Here is a 16,243-nt window from a genome sequence, read left to right on the forward strand (position 1 = left end):
GTCAACATTGTAGGGAAGAATAGCCTGTTTTTATATAAATTTTCCGTAAATATGTCGACAATCTCAAGGAAAACAGAACCCCATAACGAAAAAAGCCTGTTACCTCAACAGTAACAGGCTTTTAAAGTTTGGTACCGACGACCGGACTCGAACCGGTACAGCTTTCGCCACTACCCCCTCAAGATAGCGTGTCTACCAATTCCACCACGTCGGCAAAGCAGGGGCATATTCTACGTTAGTCTTTTTTGTCTTGCACGGCTTTTTCAGCATTCGCTGGATTTTTCTCGTCAGCAGCAGGCTTTGCATCTGTTTCAGCCTTTGATTCAGCTTCAGCAGGCTTGTCCGTTTCTACCGGTTTGTCGGTTTTGGCTGCGGGTGACGACGGAACATCTGTCTTGTCGGCTGTCGGTGCAGGCGGAACATCCGTGTTTGCCGGGGCTACCGGAACAACTTCCGTTTTGACCGCAGCCGGTGTAGCCGCATCCATGATACTGCCAGACTGAATGGTTCGGCCTGATGCCAGAAATGCCAATGCCAACGCCACCAGAAAAAAGACCGTAGCCAGGATGCCGGTAGTGCGGCTGAGAAAGTTGGCGGAACCGCGCGAGCCAAACACAGTACCAGAAGCACCACTGCCAAACGCAGCGCCAGCATCTGCACCTTTACCCTGCTGCATCATGATCAGCACAATCATGGCAACAGAAACAACGATCAAAACGATAAGCAAGACATTGTATAACATAGTATTTTGATTAACCTTAATTTCCAGCCTGACAGATGGCAAGAAATTCGCGGGCATCCAGAGATGCACCACCGATCAGACCACCATCAATATCCTGCATTGCAAACAACTCGGCAGCATTTGCACCTTTGACGCTGCCACCATACAAAATTTGTACCTTCTCAGCGACTACCGCACTCAAGCCTGCCAATTTGCCACGGATAAAAGCGTGGACATCCTGCGCCTGCTGTGGCGTAGCCGTTTTACCTGTACCGATTGCCCAGACAGGTTCATAAGCAATCACACCGTCCGTGAGTGCTTCCACACCCACGAGCGCAATTACCGCATCAAGTTGGCGGGCAACCACCTGTTCGGTGATACCAGCCTCACGCTCTTCCAATGTTTCACCCACACACAGAATAGGTGTTAAACCATGCTTGCGGGCAGCCGCAAACTTGCGGGCAGTGTCTTCATCCTTTTCACCGTACAAGGCACGGCGCTCAGAGTGCCCGACAATAGCATATTCACAGCCAAATTCTTTCAACATCGACCCGGAAACTTCGCCAGTGAAGGCGCCTGAATCCTGGTCGGCAATATCCTGCGAACCCAACCCAACATTGCTACCAACCAGCAATCCTTGGGTCATGGGAATGTATACATACGGTGCACATACAGCGACCGCCACGTTATCCAGACCGTTCAAACCTGTCAGAATGCCATCAACCAAAGACTCGATACTTGCCTTTGATCCGTTCAACTTCCAGTTTCCTGCCACCAGTTTTTGACGCATGATTTCACCTCTCCTCAAAGCAAGGGCGAAAGATTACCTGCATGAGTCTTGGAAATCAATCTCCACAGCAGGCAGGCACTTATGCGGCAGTACGTACTGCTTCAGCAATGGTTTCTGCCAATGCCTTGGTTTCCACGGCATCTTCACCCTCAACCATGACCCGGATCAGTGGCTCAGTGCCTGAAGCACGCAGCAGCACACGTCCACGACTGCCCAGCACTTCCTCAACCTGACGAACCACAGACTGGATAGATTCGGATTCGTTCAGGTTAATTTTCTGCCGGGTCGGGACATTGATCAAGGTTTGCGGATATTTCAGCATGACCTGCTTCAAATCATGCAGCGACTTGCCAGTAGCCCGCATGGCACGCAGCACTTGCAAGGCTGCAATGATGCCGTCTCCGGTCGTAATGAAATCACGCACGATAATATGTCCGGAGGACTCCCCGCCCAGATCACAGTCGTGCTTTTCCATTAATTCAATGACATAACGATCGCCAACGTTGGCACGGTAAAATGGCACGCCTAGCGCCTCTACCGCTTTTTCCAGCCCCAGATTACTCATCAATGTACCAACGACACCACCCTGCAATTTGCCGTCAGCGTGCCGATGATGAGCAATAATAGCGAGGATTTCATCACCATCGACCATCTGCCCCTTTTGATCCACCATGATCAGACGGTCGCCATCACCATCAAGCGCAATCCCGGCATCCGCACGGTAACGAGATACCGTTTCCTGCAATCCCTGCACATGGGTTGCACCACATTCATCATTAATATTCAGGCCATCCGGGTCATTGGCAATCGCAATCACCTCGGCTCCCAGTTCACGTAACACATCAGGGGCAACATGATAAGTAGCGCCATTGGCACAATCTACCACAATGCGCAGCCCTTTCAGGGAAACATCGCTAGGTAACGCCCGCTTGCAGAATTCAATGTAACGACCAGCAGCGTCCTTGGCACGCTCCACTTTACCCAACTCATCGGAAGAAACCGTTTTGAACTCTTTTTCGAGCCAGCTCTCAATTTCTTCCTCAATCGAGTCCGGCAACTTGGTACCTTTGCCGGAAAAGAACTTCACACCGTTGTCATCGTAAGGATTGTGGGAAGCACTGATCACAATTCCGGCAGACGCACGGAACGCCCGGGTCAAATACGCCACGGCTGGCGTTGGCATTGGCCCTAGCAGACGGATGTTGACCCCGGCTGCCACCAGCCCGGCTTGCAGGGCAGATTCCAGCATGTAGCCGGAAATGCGGGTATCTTTGCCAATCAGCACCAGCGGATGACCAGTGCTTGCCAGCACCTTACCTGCTGCCCAACCCAGCTTCAGGACGAAATCAGGTGTCATCGGATAACGCCCAATCTTGCCGCGAATCCCGTCTGTACCAAAATACTTTCTCGCCATTACCCAAACCTCACCTTGTTCATTCTTGCCAAGCATTAACCAGCTTCATCGCATCCACGGTTGCCTGCACATCATGCACCCGCACAATCCGCGCACCCTGCATGGCGGCAATCACCGCAGCAGCTACACTGCCATGCAAACGTCCATCAACAGACCGATTACCCAACAGGCTGCCAATCATGGATTTACGTGAAATACCGACCAACAAAGGTAGTCCAAAAACAGCAAGCCTGTTGAGCCGACGCAACAAATCCAGGTTGTGTTGCAATGTTTTACCAAAACCGAACCCCGGATCAAGCAATAGCCGACTACGGGCAATACCTGCCTGTTCACAAACTGCAATACGCTCGGCGAAAAACTGACAAATATCCTGTACGACATCCGCATATTGCGGGTTCTGTTGCATGGTACGCGGCTCGCCTTGCATGTGCATCAAGCATATCGGTACTGACAGACTGGCACACACTGTCAAAGCACCTGGTTCCTGTAAGGCACGCACATCATTGATCATGTTTGCACCAGACATGACTGCCTGAAACATGACCTCCTGCTTACTGGTATCGACAGACACAGGCACATCAAAACGGGCACGGACAGCTTCAATCACAGGAATTACCCGTTCCAGTTCCTGCTCCACATTCACGGCTGCTGCACCTGGGCGTGTGGACTCACCACCAATATCAATGATGTCAGCACCTTCTTGCACCATCTGTTCGACACGCTGCAAGGCTTTATCACGGGCATGGAAACTGCCCCCATCCGAAAAGGAATCAGGCGTCACATTCAGGATGCCCATTACCTGCACAGTGTGTCCAACCTGCCAATTCATCCTGTCACCCAAAAAATAAAGGCGCGGAACGGATCCCGCGCCTTTGTTCATGCTAACCTATCAGTGGGAGCTGGCAGCTCCACCAATAACATTGTCACCGGAACCTGTTTTGCCACCGGAAGCAGATACCTTGCTGCCCCGACCACCACTGGAATCATCATCATTCCAATCGGCTGGCGGCGGTGGTTCTTCACCACGCATGATAGCATCCACCTGTCCACGGTCGATGGTTTCATACTTAACCAGCGCTTTGGCCATGGCATGGAGAATATCCAACTTGTCGGTCAAAATCTGTTTGGCTCGGTCATAGTTACGGTCAATAACTTCACGGATTTCCCGATCAATCGCATGGGCAGTTTCATCCGACATGTGCTTGTGCTGAGTCACAGAACGACCAAGGAACACTTCCCCTTCGTCTTCCGAATAGGCCAATGGCCCCATGCTGTCAGACAGCCCCCATTTCGTCACCATGCTACGGGCAATGCTGGTAGCCCGTTCGATGTCGTTGGAAGCGCCGGTAGTCACGCCTTCAAACCCGTAGATAAGCTCTTCGGCAATACGACCACCGTACAGACTGGAAATCTGACTCTCCAGACGCTGCTTGCTGGCACTGTAGCGGTCTTCTTCCGGCAGGTACATGGTTACGCCCAAGGCACGACCACGCGGAATGATGCTGACCTTGTAAACAGGATCGTGTTCAGGCACGCTCAAACCGACAATAGCATGACCAGCCTCGTGGTAAGCTGTTGCCAGCTTTTCCTCTTCCTTCATCACCATTGACTTGCGTTCAGCACCCATCATGATCTTGTCTTTGGCTTTCTCGAATTCAGTCATATCCACAGTGCGCTTGTTGGCACGGGCAGCAAACAAAGCTGCTTCGTTGACCAGATTGGCAAGATCAGCACCAGAAAACCCAGGTGTACCACGCGCAATCAGGGATGGCTTCACGTCGTCACCCAACGGCACTTTACGCATGTGAACCTTGAGGATTTGCTCACGACCACGTACATCCGGCAGTGGCACAACCACCTGACGGTCGAAACGACCAGGACGCAGCAGCGCGGCATCCAGCACATCCGGGCGGTTGGTCGCAGCGATGACGATAATGCCTTCACTGCCCTCAAAACCATCCATTTCAACCAGCAACTGGTTGAGTGTCTGCTCACGCTCATCGTGACCACCGCCCAGACCTGCACCACGCTGACGACCTACCGCATCAATCTCGTCGATGAAAATAATACATGGTGCGTGCTTTTTAGCTTGCTCGAACATGTCACGGACACGGGATGCCCCCACACCTACAAACATTTCGACGAAATCAGAACCAGAAATGCTGAAAAACGGTACTTTTGCCTCACCCGCAATCGCTTTCGCCAACAGGGTTTTACCTGTACCCGGCGAACCAACCATCAGTACACCGCGCGGAATCTTGCCACCCAGTTTCTGAAACTTGCCTGGGTCACGCAGAAACTCAACCAGTTCACCCACTTCTTCCTTGGCTTCATCACAACCAGCAACATCGTTGAAATTCACCTTGACTTGATCTTCAGTCATCATGCGGGCACGGCTCTTACCAAAGGACATCGCCCCACGACCACCGCCACCGCCTTGCATCTGGCGCATGATGTAAATCCACAAACCAATGATCAGCAGAAACGGAACCCAGCTAATGATGATGTCCCAGAAGATGGAACGCTCTTCCGGCGGGGCTGCCTGAAACTTGACTTTATTGCTTACCAGATCATCCACCAGCTTGGGATCATTGGGAGGACTATAAGTCACAAAGCGACTATTGTTGCTATCCAAACCAACAATTTTCTGCCCCTTGATTTCAACTTCCTTGACACTGCCGCTGCGGACATTCGTCAGGAAATCCGAATACGGCAAGGAAGCTGCCGGTTGGGCAGGCACACTAAATTTGCTGAACACTGCAATCAGGACGAATGCAATAACAGCCCAGATCAGCAAATTTTTGGTTAAATCGTTCAAATGATTTCTCCACTCTCAACAGGGGGTGATTCCCGATGTAACACCCATTACGCGAATATTACAACACAAAACCCTGCGCTAACACATAAACCTCCCGGCTCCGGGGTCTTGATGCGGCTGGTTTCCTGACTTTTACGACCTTGAAACTGCTGCGCACATCCCGCAGAAACGCTTCCGACCCGTCTCCTTGGAACAGTTTCACCAGAAACGTCCCACCCGGCTTTAATACCTGTCGCGCCATATCCAGTGCAAGTTCACACAGATGAATGGCACGCGGCTGATCAACGGCATCTACACCACTCATATTGGGTGCCATATCGGAAATAACAAGGTCAGCCTTGTCATCACCCAACAAATGCAGGATTTCCGCCAGAATGGCATCTTCGCGGAAATCGCCCAGCACAAACTCGACAAACGGCAAAGGATCAATCGGCAGGATGTCGCTCGCCACCATTCGACCCTTTTTCCCCAGAATTTGGGTCGCATACTGGCTCCATCCTCCGGGAGCAGCCCCCAGATCCACCACTTTCATGGCAGGACGCAGAATATGATCCTTTTCTTGGATCTCTTTCAACTTGTACACTGCGCGGGAACGGTAGCCTTCCTGCTGTGCCTTTTTGACATATTCGTCGCTGAAATGTTCACCTAACCAGCGGTTGCTGCTTTTGCTTCTTGCCATGCCTCGTTATCACTCATTACACTTCGCAAATTTACGGAAGCGTATCATGGAACTGACCGAAGCACAGAAAAAACGCCTGCGCACCCGCGCCCACGATCTCAAGCCAGTTGTCATGGTTGGTCAGCACGGTATGAAACCGACCATACTGGAAGAAATCATTTCAGCCCTTGATTACCATCAATTGATCAAAGTGAAATTGAGCGTTGGCGACCGCGACCTGCGCGATGAAATCATTGCCCAGATCGTTGCCGATAGCCAATGCGAACTGGTTCAACGGATCGGAAACATCGCCATCCTGTACCGCCGCAACACTGACCGCCCTGACATCCTCAAACAGGATTTCTGAACCCTCTCCCGTCAGCCAACACCATTGCAAGCCAGCGTGTGCCGCCATTCGCGCCCGCTGTCGCCAAACAGTTGCCCCGCAGCTTTCGGCCCCCAGCTTCCGGCGGGGTATTGCAACGGCAATTGCTCATCCTGACCCCAGAACTGCAACACCGGGTCAACCACATTCCACGCGGCTTTCACCTCATCGTAACGCAGGAACAGTGAGCGGTCGCCCTGGATCACATCCAGCAGCAACTCTTCATAGGCTTCAGCCTTGCGCTCACCGGGGTGGGCAACGGCAGCATCCATCACAATCTGGCGGGTGCGCATTTCCAGCCCCGGTACTTTGGCAGAAATTTCCATACGCACGGCATCTTCCGGCTGAATGCCGATCAGCAGCCAGTTGGGGTGCGGCTGGGCGATGCCACTGCCATGAAACAATTGCATGGGTGGCTGGCGAAAACGGACTGCCACCATCGAACGACGTTCTTGCAAACGCTTGCCGGTACGCAGGTAAAACGGAACATCCTTCCAGCGCCAGTTGTCGATGTGCAGTTTCAATGCTGCGTAAGTCTCGGTATGACTGCCTGCCACCACCCCTTCTTCCTGCAAATAGCCCGGCACACTTGTACCCTTGAGGTCGCCCCCTGCGTATTGCCCCCGAACGGCATGACTGGCAAGTTTATCCACAACCAACGGGCGGATAGATTTCAGCACCTTGACCTTTTCATCACGCAAGGCTTCGGCTTCCAGTGAGACAGGCGGTTCCATCGCCAGCAAGGCCATCACTTGCAGCAAATGGCTCTGGATCATGTCACGCACTGCGCCGCCGCTTTTATCGTAATAACTGGCTCGCCCATCCACACCCACCGTTTCGGCATGGGTAATCTGGATATGGTCGATATGATGGCGGTTCCACAATGGTTCCAGAATCAGGTTGGCGAAACGCAGCACCAGCAGGTTTTGCACCGCTTCCTTGCCGACGTAATGGTCGATGCGGTAAATCTGCTCTTCACGCAAATGCACTTCCAGACTGTGCTGCAAGGCACTGGCAGATGACAGATCGTGCCCAAACGGCTTTTCGATCACCATGCGCCGCCAGCCGCTGTCCTCCTGCAACAAACCTACCGTTGCCAGCCCCTCAGTCACGTTCACATACAAGTCCGGGCTGACTGACAGATAGAAAATGACGTTGTTTTCACAACCATTACCACCAATCCACGTTCCTAAAGCCTGATAGAACGCTGCATCATTGAGGCTGCCGGACAGGTAATCCAGCCGCTGGATAAAACTATCCAGACATGGGCTGGCAGCCAAACCTGCGCTTGTCATCTGCTTGCGTACTTCCTCGCGCCAGCTTGCCTGGGAGTGGGCAGTACGCCCGCAACCCAGGATTTCCACATCCGCCGCCAGATGCCCCATGCAATGCAACTGGTACAGAGCGGGCAGCAGTTTCTGGGTGGCAAGGTTGCCGGTTGCGCCGAAAATGACGTAGGCGTGGGAAATTCCACCGCACTTCATGGCAGTTGCTCCTCAGAACCATCCCCGTTCCAGTTGGTATGGAAATGTAACGCCGGATCACGATCCACCCGCTGATAACCATGCGCCCCAAAAAAATCACGCTGTGCCTGCAAAATGTTTGCCGAACCGTTGGCACAACGGTAGCCATCGTAAAATGCCAGCGCGGAAGACAAGGCAGGGGCAGGTACACCCTGCATCACCGCCAGCGTTACCGCCTTGCGCCAGCCACTTGCCGCCTGTCGCAGTTCCTCCGCGAAAAACGGGTCTTGCAACAGGCTTTGTGGCACGGGATCACGTGCAAAACTAGCCTTGATGTCAGCGAGGAAACGGCTACGAATAATGCAACCTGCCCGCCACAACAAGGCGATGTCGCCGTAAGGCAAATGCCAGCCATTTGCTGCCGCTGCCGTTTGCAGCAGCATGAAACCTTGCGCGTAAGACACCAGCTTGGCGGCGTAAAGCGCATCGTGGATGGCATCAAGATAGGCTTGATGTTGGCCTGCCTCAACAGGTTCCGCCATACCGCCCAGCAGGGTGGAAGCAGCAACGCGCTCATCCTTGCGGGCAGACAGCATCCGCGCATGGACAGCCTCCGAAATCAGCGTCAAAGGAACGGCGTGTTCCAGCGCGTCTTGCGCCGTCCACAAACCCGTACCCTTTTGCCCGGCACGGTCGAGGATTTTGTCTACCAGCGGGCTGCCATCCGTATCTTTTTGGCGCAGCAGTTGGCTGGTAATTTCGATCAGGTAAGATTCCAGCTTGCCGCCATTCCACGCCACGAAGGTGTCCGCCATTGCGGCGTAATCCATCCCCAGTGCGTGACGCATCAGGTGACAGGCTTCCGCAATCAGTTGCATGTCGCCGTACTCGATGCCGTTATGCACCATCTTGACGTAATGACCGGAGCCACCTTCGCCCAGCCACTGGCAGCACGGCTCACCGTCAACGTGGGCTGCTACAGTCTGGAACATGTCCCGGATAACAAGCCATGCTTCGGCATTGCCACCGGGCATCAGCGAAGGCCCATGCCTTGCACCCTCTTCCCCACCGGAAACACCCATGCCAACAAAACGGATGCCTTGGGCAATCAGTTGCTGCCAGCGCCGGGTTGTGTCTTTATGGAAAGAATTGCCGCCATCAATAACGATGTCGCCGGGCACAAGCAAAGGCAGCAATTGTTCGATCACCGCATCCACCGCCCGACCTGCCGTCACCATCAACAGGATGATGCGCGGGCTACCAAGCTGGCTGACCAATTCGGGCAAGGTTGCCGCAGGCCGGATTGCCCTGCCCTGCGCCTGTTCCTGCATGAATTGTTCCGTGTTGGCGTAAGTGCGGTTGTAAACGCTGAGGGAATAGCCTTTATCGCTCAGGTTCAGTGCCAGGTTGGAACCCATGACGCCGAGACCGATCAGACCAATATGTGTGGTGTTCATGCCTACCTCGTTTTGGTGTTAGTGTGGGGCGATTGGCAAGACAAGGATAACATCGGTTTTATCGGATGTTTAACCCTTCCCGCCAACGTTTATCGTATGCTTGTCCAGACAAAGGGTTATGCTTTTTCAGCGTAGCCTGAGCAGCCTTTTGCTACAGTAACAGTATAAGCAACCGTGCAAGGAGAATTCCCATTTCTGCTGCAATGCCTCACCGCTCCATCGCGGCTTACACCCTTGTCGCACTGGCCTTGTCCGCCGGGCTGGTTGGCCTGTTTGCCTGGTGGTTCCAGCCACCGTGGTGGATGTTGGCTGCTTATGCCCTTGCTGCGCTGCTGATTGCCCTGAGCGTACCCCTGATGTACCGCCTTACCGGTCACAAGGATTTGGACGAAGCCATCTGGCTGCATGAACGCAACCTGCGCGAACACACAGCCCTGCTGGATCGGCTGCAAAGCGCCCGCAAAAGCCTCCACGACCTGCGGATCAATGCTGGAGTCAGGCAGGCTGACATCCTCAACGACATCCTCAACGACTACCAGTCAGTGGTGGAAACCCGCTTTATCGGCAAGCAATTTGCACCCCTGACCTACCTGAGTGCCGCCCGCAGTGTACAGGAACACGTCATCCAGAACCTCACCGACATGGTAGCCGTCGGGCACAGTCTCGCCGGTCTGAGCCGCCAGTCTGACCAGTCCGAATTGCATGAGGAACAGGAGCAACGCATCAACGGGCTACTGGCAGAAAACGACAAGCTGTTCACCGCCCTGAATGAAACCGCCGTGGAAGTCGCCAATATCCGCTCCATCAGCCAGTTTGAACGGCTGGACACACTGGCACGTCTGGTCAGCCTTGCCCAGACCGCCAACCAGACAGGAAAATAGTCATCATGAAATACCGCATCACCACCCTGACTTCCCTTACCCTGTTGGCAACAGTTCTTGCCGGTTGCGGTGAAACCACTGACACCCAGAACAAGATTGAATCCCAAATCCACGACATCGTGCAAAACGTCGTGCAGCCAACGCACAATGAAAACCAGTATCGTGCCAATATCCAGCTTACCCCCACCAACCTGCTGGCGATGTTGCCCGATCTGGCGGAATACCCGCTGCTGATTGACATAAAAGACGATGCCACCACTGAAGTGGCAGAAATCTTTACCTCTGCTGACAAGGCAGGCAAGGGTCAGGATGGTGTCTACCTGGAGTTGGCCGACAAGTTCAACCAGCAAGGCCAGACCCTCGACAATGGCAAAAAAGCTGCTGTCACCATCCGCAAGCTGGATTCAGGGCTGGGTGCGCAATTCATCATGACCGGACAATACATCGCTGAAGGCTACTCCCCTGCTAACGCTTTGTGGGGTAATCTGGTCAATAGCGGTAGCAACAAGCTCACCACCGTTGCGGAGGTGACAGCCCCCAGTGTCGGCGGCATCATTGCCCGCAAATCCAAACTCGACCAGATCAGCGCCGATGGCAAGCTGGATGTTGCCAAGCTCTTAACCAATGTCAGCAATGGCTCGTTTGCGATGGGTTACACCAACCCCTACCAGTCAGCCACCGGGCTGAATTTTCTGATCACGGTACTGGATGCATTCGCCAAGGGGGATCAGACCCAGATGCTGTCACCGGACGTTGCCAGCGCATTTGAAGCCTTCCAGTTGGGCGTGCCATTCGTGGCACAAAATACCCTGCAAATGCGTGATGCGGCGATGGGCAGCGGCGTACTGGACGGTTTCGTCGGCAGTGAACAAACCTGGCTCAGCACCAAAGGCATGGAAGACTACCAGTTTGTGCCCTTCGGTGTGCGCCACGACAACCCGCTATACGCCACCAGTGAAGCCGACCCGGCAGAACAGGAAGTGCTGAAACGTTTCGCCCAGTTCGTCAAAACCCAGCAAGACGTACTGCAAAAATACGGGTTTGGAACCAGCCCGGATTACAAAGACGCTTACAAAATTCCTGACGGCAATGTGATTGCCCAGGCACAAAAACTGTGGAAACAGAAAAAATCCGGGGGCAAACCGATTGCTGCTGTGTTCGTCACCGACATTTCCGGCTCGATGGAAGGCGAACGCATCAAAAACCTGAAAAAAGCCCTGATCGAATCCTCCGACCTGATCAGTGCCAACAACGCCATCGGGCTGGTGTCCTACAGCGATACCGTCAACGTGGATTTGCCCATCAGCTCGTTCAACGTCCAGCAGAAATCGCTGTTCAATGGCGCGGTGGAACAGCTTTCCGTGGGTGGCAAGACCGCCACTTACAGCGCCACCCTGGTAGCGGCTGACCTGTTGCTGGAATTCAAGAAAACTCACCCTGACTACAAGACCGTCATTTTCGTGCTATCCGACGGTGAAACCAATACCGGAATCGATTTCGAGGAAGCCAAACTCCTGCTGGAGCAACTGGGTGTACCCATCCATACGATTGCTTATGAACTCAGCTCCCCTGCCCTCAAGGACATGGCAAGCTGGGCAGAAGGTGCTTACACCGAATCCAGCACTGGTTCCGCCTCGTTCCGCATCGGCAACCTGTTGAATGCTGAAATGTAAACCGGCAGGAGGTACAGCTTGAAAGCCCTGAAAATCTTTGGCCTGTTTATCGTCCTGCACGCTGCTGCATGGGCAGGCACGCACCTCTACCTGCAACAACACCAGCCAGACGTGCTTGTGGTTGTAGATACCTCCTACGCCCTCAAACCACAATTTCCGGCAATGGAAAGCTGGATCAACAACCTGCAAGCCCGCACCCGCTACAAAAACATCATCATCGGCACAGACAAGGCCATGCTGGGCAAGCTGGATGCCATCCCCACGAAAGCGACCATCTTCCGCACCGTATTTGGGCGCATGAGTGAAGACAACCTCAAACGTTACGAGCAGATACAGGCCAGCGAGAAAATTTTGCTATCTGATGGCAGCATCCGACCTAGCGGCTGGAAAGTCATCAGCTTCCCCTAACGCTTTACAGCAGCCCCGCTCTCCCGCAAACTATCGTCACAACAAAAGTGCGGCATTTGACCGCACCGTAAGTCACAGCTAGCCGCAGCCTGTTCCACTTTGACTAAAGGTAGTCCGATGACCCGGCCCATCAAGAAACTTCTGGTCGCCAACCGTGGCGAAATTGCTATCCGTATCCTGCGTGCCGCAGCCGAACTCAAGCTGTGTACGGTTTCGATCTACACTTACGAAGACCGTTTCTCCCCGCACCGCTACAAGGCTGATGAAGCCTATCAGATCGGCAAGGACGACGAGCCACTCAAGCCCTATCTGGACATTGAGGCCATCATTGAGGTTGCCAAGCGTACCCATACCGATGCTATCCACCCTGGTTATGGTTTCCTGTCCGAAAACGTGACGCTGGCTCGCCGTTGCCGTGAAGAAGGCATCATCTTTGTTGGCCCGACCCCTGAAGCCATGCAAAAGCTGGGTGACAAGGTAGCAGCCAAGGAAAACGCCATTGCCGCTGGCCTGCCAATCATCCAGGACAGCAAAGAACCGCTGGACACCGTAGAAATCGCCCGCCGCGAAGCTGACCGCATCGGCTACCCGCTGATGATGAAAGCCGCTGCCGGTGGTGGCGGTCGCGGGATGCGCGTACTGCGTGACTCTTCCCAACTGGAAGGCGCGTATAACGACGCCCGCAACGAAGCCCTGAAAGCCTTCGGCGACGCCACCGTATTCCTCGAAAAATACATCGACTCGCCCAAGCACATTGAAATCCAGATTTTGGGAGACAACCACGGCAACCTCGTCCACCTGTATGAACGTGACTGTTCCGTGCAACGCCGCTTCCAGAAAGTGGTGGAAGTCGCGCCCAGTACCGGCCTGAAAGATGAAACCCGTGAAAACCTCTACAAATACGCACTGGCCATCACCCGCCATGTAGACTATTCCTGTGCCGGTACAGTTGAATTTCTGGTCGACAAAGATGAAAACATCTACTTCATCGAAGTCAACCCACGGGTGCAGGTGGAACACACCATCACCGAAGAAATCACCGGGATTGACATTGTACGCAGCCAAATCCTGATTGCTGGCGGTGCTAGCCTAGCTGACCTAAACATCAGTCAGGACAACATCCAGTGCAATGGTTACGCAGTACAATGCCGTATCACTACTGAAGATCCGGAAAACGGCTTTAAACCTGACTACGGTACGATCATCGCTTACCGCAGTACCGGCGGTTTCGGTATCCGCCTGGATGCTGGTGCAGCTTATCCGGGGGCGAAAATTTCCCCGTTCTTTGACTCCATGCTGGTAAAAGTAACCGCGTGGGGACGCACGCTGGATGGTGCCATCCGCCGCAACTTGCGTGGCTTGCAGGAATTCCGTATCCGTGGGGTCAAAACCAACATCGGCTTCCTCGAAAACGTGCTGGAACACCCGGTCTTCACCAGTGGCAACTGCACTGTCACCTTTATTGACAACCACCCGGAACTGTTCCATACCCCGCTGCGCTTTGACCGGGGAACCAAGACGCTGAAATTCATCGGCAACGTCACCGTTAACGGCAACCCGGACGTAAAATACGTTGACCCGCACAAGCATTTCCGCAAGCCGATCGTGCCTGCGTTCGACAAGGTGGGCGATTATCCGAAAGGTACCAAAAACCTGCTGACCGAAATGGGCGCAGAAAAATTCTGCCAGTGGGTCAAAGAACAGCCGAACATTTTCTATACCGACACTACCATGCGTGACGCGCACCAGTCCTTGCTGGCTACCCGTGTGCGTACCGAAGACATGCTGAAAGTGGCAGAAGGTTTCGCCAAGAACCACCCGCAAATGTTCTCGCTGGAATTGTGGGGCGGGGCAACCTTTGACGTGGCGATGCGTTTCCTGCACGAATGCCCGTGGGAACGTCTGCAACTGCTGCGCGAAGCGATGCCAAACATCCTGTTCCAGATGCTGTTCCGTGGCTCGAACGCGGTTGGTTACACCGCTTACCCGGACAACGTGGTGGAAGCCTTCATCGAGAAGTCGTGGGAAAATGGTATCGACGTGTTCCGTATCTTTGACTCCCTCAACTGGATCGAAGGGATGCGCAAGTCCATCCAGGTGGTGCGCGAGCGTACCGGCGGGATTGCCGAAGGTACGATCTGCTACACCGGCAACGTGCTGAACACTGACCCGTCTAACAAGTTCAACCTGCAATACTACCTTGACCTGGCACGCCAACTGGAAGATGCCGGTTCCCACATGCTGGCAGTCAAAGACATGGCAGGCTTGCTGAAACCGTATGCCGCCACCACCCTGATTTCCGCATTGAAAGAAGCCGTCAACATCCCGATCCACCTGCACACGCACGACACGGCATCTATCCAGTCAGCTACCTTGCTGAAAGCGATTGAAGCCGGGGTTGACGTGGTGGATGGTTGCATGAGTTCCATGTCCGGCCTGACCTCACAGGTCAACCTGAACTCGCTGATTGCTGCGATGGAAGGGCAGCCGCGTGAACAGCCGTTCAACCTCAAGTCGCTCAACGACTACGCCAACTACTGGGAAGACGTGCGCGAAATGTACTATCCGTTTGAATCCGGCTTGAAAGCGGGTACGGCGGAAGTCTACAACCACGAAATTCCGGGCGGTCAGTATTCCAACCTGCGTCCGCAAGCGGTGGCGCTGGGTCTGGAACACAAGTTCGAGGAAGTAAAGGAAAACTACGCGGTGGTCAACCGCATGTTCGGCGACATCGTGAAAGTTACCCCGTCTTCCAAGGTCGTGGGCGACATGGCGATTTACATGACCTCCAACGGCCTGACCGAGCAGGATGTGATGGAACGCGGTGCATCGCTGGCATTCCCGGATTCCGTGATCGATCTGTTCAAGGGTGGTCTGGGTCAAGTACCAGGCGGCTTCCCGAAACCATTGAGCGACATTATTCTCAAGGGTGAAAAGCCGTATCCGGGTCGCCCCAACGACCATCTGAAGCCGGTTGACCTTGATGCCGAATTTGCCGCATTCAAGCAGGAGTTTGACCCTGAACAAACCTTCCTCGACTTCCTGTCCTACAAAATGTACCCGGCAGTGTTCCGTGACTTCTACAAGCACCAGCAGGAATACGGCAGCCTCAGCCATTTGCCAACCCCGGTATTCTTCTACGGCTTGAAGCTCAACGAAGAAGTCTTGGTGGAACTCGGCAAGGGCAAGGTGCTGATCATCCGCCTGCTGTACCGCTCACCTGCCGATGAAAACGGCATGTGTACCGTTACCTTTGACTTCAACGGGCAAATCCGTTCCGTGCAGGTACGTGACCTTTCCGTCAAACCGACCAAGGCAACCAACCGCAAGGCGGTGGGGGACAAGGAAATCGGCACATCGCTGCAAGGCAAGCTGTCTACGATCATGGCCAAGGTCGGTGACGAAGTGGAGCAGAACACTCCGTTGTTCGTTATCGAAGCGATGAAGATGGAAACCACCATCACTGCACCACTGCCGGGTAAAATCCGGGCGATTCACCTGAAAGCCGGGGAACTGGTTGAACAAGGTGATCTTGTGGTTGAAATGGAATAAACGGGAAACTCCCCTCTCTGCCT

The 16,243-nt window shown here is 53.9% G+C and carries 13 protein-coding genes and 1 tRNA gene; 5 read left to right on the forward strand and 9 right to left on the reverse strand.

All coding sequences use genetic code 11. The features are described from left to right. Positions 1-129: 129 nt before the first annotated feature. The 7 genes from B2U47_RS15840 to rlmE all read right to left on the reverse strand — a co-directional run bounded on the left by B2U47_RS15840 (position 130) and on the right by rlmE (position 6,422). Positions 130-214, reverse strand: a tRNA-Leu gene (locus B2U47_RS15840). A 21-nt stretch (positions 215-235) separates the two neighbouring features. Then, a complete protein-coding gene (gene secG / locus B2U47_RS15845; RefSeq protein ID WP_296674929.1) occupies positions 236-742 on the reverse strand; it encodes a preprotein translocase subunit SecG in 507 nt (168 codons plus the stop codon). Between the two features lie 16 nt (positions 743-758). Continuing rightward, a complete protein-coding gene (gene tpiA / locus B2U47_RS15850; RefSeq protein ID WP_296674927.1) occupies positions 759-1,511 on the reverse strand; it encodes a triose-phosphate isomerase in 753 nt (250 codons plus the stop codon). A 79-nt stretch (positions 1,512-1,590) separates the two neighbouring features. Then, entirely contained in the window at positions 1,591-2,925 is a 1,335-nt protein-coding gene (glmM, locus tag B2U47_RS15855) for a phosphoglucosamine mutase (RefSeq protein ID WP_296674925.1), read from the reverse strand. A 19-nt stretch (positions 2,926-2,944) separates the two neighbouring features. Then, positions 2,945-3,754 carry a dihydropteroate synthase gene (gene folP, locus B2U47_RS15860; protein ID WP_296674922.1) on the reverse strand — a complete coding sequence of 270 codons (810 nt, stop codon included), beginning with the start codon at positions 3,752-3,754 and terminating at the stop codon, positions 2,945-2,947. Between the two features lie 60 nt (positions 3,755-3,814). Beyond that, positions 3,815-5,743: an ATP-dependent zinc metalloprotease FtsH gene (ftsH, locus tag B2U47_RS15865; protein ID WP_296674919.1), complete on the reverse strand. Its 1,929-nt coding sequence runs from the start codon at positions 5,741-5,743 to the stop codon at positions 3,815-3,817. Between the two features lie 58 nt (positions 5,744-5,801). Beyond that, a complete protein-coding gene (rlmE, locus tag B2U47_RS15870) occupies positions 5,802-6,422 on the reverse strand; it encodes a 23S rRNA (uridine(2552)-2'-O)-methyltransferase RlmE (RefSeq protein WP_296674916.1) in 621 nt (206 codons plus the stop codon). 46 nt (positions 6,423-6,468) lie between these two features. Between rlmE and B2U47_RS15875 the strand changes: the two genes are divergently transcribed. Beyond that, the gene (locus tag B2U47_RS15875) at positions 6,469-6,768 is read left to right on the forward strand and encodes a YhbY family RNA-binding protein (RefSeq protein ID WP_296674913.1); all 300 of its coding nucleotides are present in this window, start codon (positions 6,469-6,471) and stop codon (positions 6,766-6,768) included. An 11-nt stretch (positions 6,769-6,779) separates the two neighbouring features. Here the strand turns inward: B2U47_RS15875 and zwf are convergent, their stop codons facing one another. Further along, on the reverse strand, positions 6,780-8,270 hold the full coding sequence (gene zwf, locus B2U47_RS15880; RefSeq protein ID WP_296674910.1) for a glucose-6-phosphate dehydrogenase: 1,491 nt from the start codon (positions 8,268-8,270) through the stop codon (positions 6,780-6,782). Further along, a complete protein-coding gene (gene gnd, locus B2U47_RS15885) occupies positions 8,267-9,706 on the reverse strand; it encodes a decarboxylating NADP(+)-dependent phosphogluconate dehydrogenase (protein ID WP_296674909.1) in 1,440 nt (479 codons plus the stop codon). Before gnd ends, zwf begins: the two co-directional genes overlap by 4 nt. A 203-nt stretch (positions 9,707-9,909) precedes the next feature. On the opposite strand from gnd, the gene B2U47_RS15890 reads away from it, so the two are divergent. The 4 genes from B2U47_RS15890 (at position 9,910) to B2U47_RS15905 (ending at position 16,220) form a co-directional block, all read left to right on the forward strand. Next, on the forward strand, positions 9,910-10,587 hold the full coding sequence (locus B2U47_RS15890; RefSeq protein ID WP_296674906.1) for a hypothetical protein: 678 nt from the start codon (positions 9,910-9,912) through the stop codon (positions 10,585-10,587). 5 nt (positions 10,588-10,592) lie between these two features. Then, a complete protein-coding gene (locus B2U47_RS15895) occupies positions 10,593-12,260 on the forward strand; it encodes a vWA domain-containing protein (RefSeq protein ID WP_296674903.1) in 1,668 nt (555 codons plus the stop codon). 18 nt (positions 12,261-12,278) lie between these two features. After that, entirely contained in the window at positions 12,279-12,668 is a 390-nt protein-coding gene (locus B2U47_RS15900) for a hypothetical protein (RefSeq protein WP_296674901.1), read from the forward strand. A 117-nt stretch (positions 12,669-12,785) separates the two neighbouring features. Further along, a complete protein-coding gene (locus B2U47_RS15905; RefSeq protein WP_296674898.1) occupies positions 12,786-16,220 on the forward strand; it encodes a pyruvate carboxylase in 3,435 nt (1,144 codons plus the stop codon). Positions 16,221-16,243: the final 23 nt, after the last annotated feature.

The sequence above is a fragment of the Thiothrix sp. UBA5583 genome, from assembly GCA_002425225.1.
GTDB classification, from domain to species: Bacteria; Pseudomonadota; Gammaproteobacteria; order Thiotrichales; family Thiotrichaceae; genus Thiothrix; species Thiothrix moscowensis.

Coding starts and splice junctions, on each gene's coding strand:
- zwf (WP_296674910.1), bottom strand. CDS start 8,270: ATGAAGTGCGGTGGAATTTCCCACGCCTACGTCATTTTCGGCGCAACC.
- B2U47_RS15905 (WP_296674898.1), top strand. CDS start 12,786: ATGACCCGGCCCATCAAGAAACTTCTGGTCGCCAACCGTGGCGAAATT.
- rlmE (WP_296674916.1), bottom strand. CDS start 6,422: ATGGCAAGAAGCAAAAGCAGCAACCGCTGGTTAGGTGAACATTTCAGC.
- secG (WP_296674929.1), bottom strand. CDS start 742: ATGTTATACAATGTCTTGCTTATCGTTTTGATCGTTGTTTCTGTTGCC.
- tpiA (WP_296674927.1), bottom strand. CDS start 1,511: ATGCGTCAAAAACTGGTGGCAGGAAACTGGAAGTTGAACGGATCAAAG.
- folP (WP_296674922.1), bottom strand. CDS start 3,754: ATGAATTGGCAGGTTGGACACACTGTGCAGGTAATGGGCATCCTGAAT.
- gnd (WP_296674909.1), bottom strand. CDS start 9,706: ATGAACACCACACATATTGGTCTGATCGGTCTCGGCGTCATGGGTTCC.
- B2U47_RS15895 (WP_296674903.1), top strand. CDS start 10,593: ATGAAATACCGCATCACCACCCTGACTTCCCTTACCCTGTTGGCAACA.
- B2U47_RS15890 (WP_296674906.1), top strand. CDS start 9,910: ATGCCTCACCGCTCCATCGCGGCTTACACCCTTGTCGCACTGGCCTTG.
- glmM (WP_296674925.1), bottom strand. CDS start 2,925: ATGGCGAGAAAGTATTTTGGTACAGACGGGATTCGCGGCAAGATTGGG.
- B2U47_RS15875 (WP_296674913.1), top strand. CDS start 6,469: ATGGAACTGACCGAAGCACAGAAAAAACGCCTGCGCACCCGCGCCCAC.